General features: G+C 43.2%; 1 protein-coding gene. It reads right to left on the bottom strand.

The genetic code is table 11. The features are described from left to right. Positions 1–710 precede the first annotated feature (710 nt). The gene (locus tag LHW48_02315) at positions 711–2,675 is read right to left on the bottom strand and encodes a glycoside hydrolase family 97 protein (protein ID MCB5259294.1); all 1,965 of its coding nucleotides are present in this window, start codon (positions 2,673–2,675) and stop codon (positions 711–713) included. Between the last annotated feature and the right edge of the window lie 149 nt (positions 2,676–2,824).

Genomic DNA, 2,824 nt, shown 5'->3' with positions numbered 1-2,824 from the left:
TGAAAGTTTATCAGGAAACTGGCCATCGACCAGACCCTAGCTTTGAAAACTCATGTTTCTTTTCCCCTTGGGTTTTTCGGGTTGGGTTTCATTTTGGTTGATCTGTTGATATTATTTGAGATTTTAAAACAGACAATAGATTCTCCCTGTTGAATTTATCTGAATGGTGCCATATGGCTATACTGCTTTATAGTCCGAAAATAAGTAAGGAACCCGTTTCACTATGCCCTTGATCGATTTTGATGTCTATCTCTCCGAAAGGATATCTTTTGAAAGTCAGGTCTCCTGAATTTATTTATTTGTATTGTTTTAACTCTCAAAGACATAATTGTATGTGATTTTTTGGCTTTCCATTGGGGTGTCCTGGCGAAAACATTTTTTTACGTACATGTTTGTCCGTATGAATAAAAATTCAGGAGGCATCGTCAGTGTGCAAATATTGATAAGAGCAAGAGCCGTTACCATGTTGTTAAAACGATTGGCAACAGTTCTGATATTTTTGAGATTGAATCATATAGTCGTCACAGGGAACAAGGCATTTCCAGCGATTTGACAGAAAGACTTCTTTGCGGAGCTGAAAAAACTTTTTAAGAAAAGCAGGTTTCGAAACCGTTGCTTTTAATGTTGAGCGAAATCTTCTCTATTGTTTGATGAAAATTTTTTGGGAAATTTTTAGGGTATCCCGGTGCAGAATTCTGGGAAATAATGCTTCACCAGCTAACAGGTTTAATAATTGCTGCCCAGCCACCTCCAGCTACCATATTAATATTTACAGTATCGCCGTTAGCGATTTGCTTTTTTAAGATTCTGAAATCCTCGGCAGTACGATGTGCATTGTAGCCGTCAGCGAAGATAGTGATCTCAAAGTTTCCTCCTGGAAGAAAACCTGTGCCAAGAGAAAATTCGCGCGCTTCTTCATCGGTAATAGCGCCCAGATACCAGTTTTGCTCTTTTTTTCGTGCCACTAAGAGGTATTCACCCACTACTGCTTCCTTTACGATGGTGGTATCCCAGGTTACAGGGATTTGGGACATAAAATCTGTCGTTTCAGGATTCCTGAGGTAATTGGTGGGGTTATCACAGAACATCTGTAGTCCGCTTTCAAAGATCACATAGAGTGCTACCTGGTGTGCCCTGGTTCCCTGACTGATGGGACGGGTCCAGCTGATAAAGAAGTTTTTTAATCCGCCGTTGCGCATGGCTCCGGGGGTGTAGTCCATAGGTCCGGCAAGCTGACGCGTAAACGGGAGTGTAGCATCGTGGTGTGGTGTAATATCAAACGACCACTTGGCATTTTCCAGCCCTTTGACACCTTCATAGCTTAGCACATTAGGATATTTTGCGCGCAGTCCTGAAGGCTTAAAAGCCCCATGAAAGTCTACCAGCAATTGCCGTTTCGCTGCTTCGTTTGCGATCAGCTCATAATATTCCACCATCCATTGGTCGGCGCGTTGCATAAAGTCTACCTTTATACCTTTAATGCCCATTTTCTGAAATTCGTCGAGGATTTCCAATTGCTTAAAAAGCGGTTTCCAAAGCACCCAAAGAATTACACCTACGTTTTTTTCTTTTCCATAACGGATGATCTCTTCCAGATCAATCTCAGGGATTACCTTGTATAGGTCAGTGGTGTTAGACCAGCCTTCATCGAGGATGATGTATTCAAGGCCGTATTGCGAAGCAAAATCGATATAGTATTTATAGGTTTGCGTGTTAATTCCTGCCTCGAAATCCACATTGTAGATATTCCATGCATTCCACCAGTCCCATGCCACACGGCCGGGTTTTACCCATTCGAAGTTTTGTGATTTCCCTTTGCGGGAAAGTGTATATACAAGGTCATTTGTAATCAGCTCGTCATCTGTTTCTGCTATCATCATCACACGCCAGGGAAAGGATCTCTTCCCTGTTGTACGGGCGATATAATCTGCTTCCCTGGCAATCTCTTCATTGCGGTCGCTGTCTTTTTTATTTTTTGCTTTGAGTACAAAGGATGGAAATTTTTCACTGAAGCCGTTTCCACTGCTGTTGCCTTCTAAAAAGAGGCATGGGTAGTTGTAAAGGTCGGCCTCAGTGATAGCAATTTTAGTCCCGTTGCGTAAGGAAGTCAATACAGGGAGCGAGCAAAAACGATCAGGGGAGATACTGTCGATGAGTGTCTCCACATAGCGGCGTTCATAGTGTGAAATGAGGGATGATTCTTCAGGGAACCATACCTTTCCGGCAGAAGGGAACTCAAATGTGGTGATTTCATTCTCAACTTTTATTTCTTTTGGAATATCTGAGATCCACCGCCAGGCTACACCATTGTTGTATGCCCGAAACTCGAGGCTGAGACTATTGGTAAAAGCGATGATAAGGCTGTTGGCATCTTCTCTCACTGTGCTGCTTTTAAATGGCACAATAGGGTTGTATTCTTCAGAAATATGTTTGTTTTTGGCGATGACCACCTCATATTTATCGCTGGTTTTTTCGCCATCGAGAATAAGAGCGATTTCAGAAGGCGCAACAATCATGCGTTTGTTAAGGAATACACTGTATGAGGGTGTGTTGTTGACCGTTACTTCAACGCGCAGTGAGTTATCGGGGGAAGATACGCTGTACTGAGCTGTTGCATGAGCATGAAGCACCACTGCAAGGATAGCCATCGTTATGGTTCGGAAAATTCGGATCATGTTCTGCTTTGTTAGTCGCAGGGCAAATGTAGTGAAAAAGGATTAATTGTCGCTTCGTCGCTTCATCGCTTTGCTCCTCGCGATGACGGCAGGTCGCTTCGCTGGTGTTCGCGATGACGATGGAGGTCGCTTCACTAAGTTCGCGATGA

The organism is Candidatus Cloacimonadota bacterium, assembly GCA_020532355.1.
GTDB lineage: Bacteria > Cloacimonadota > Cloacimonadia > Cloacimonadales > Cloacimonadaceae > UBA5456.
This window is presented reverse-complemented; position numbering and strand designations above follow the sequence as displayed.

Bases quoted from the DNA above. Each gene is read 5' to 3' on its own strand.
- LHW48_02315 (MCB5259294.1), bottom strand. From the start codon at position 2,675: ATGATCCGAATTTTCCGAACCATAACGATGGCTATCCTTGCAGTGGTG.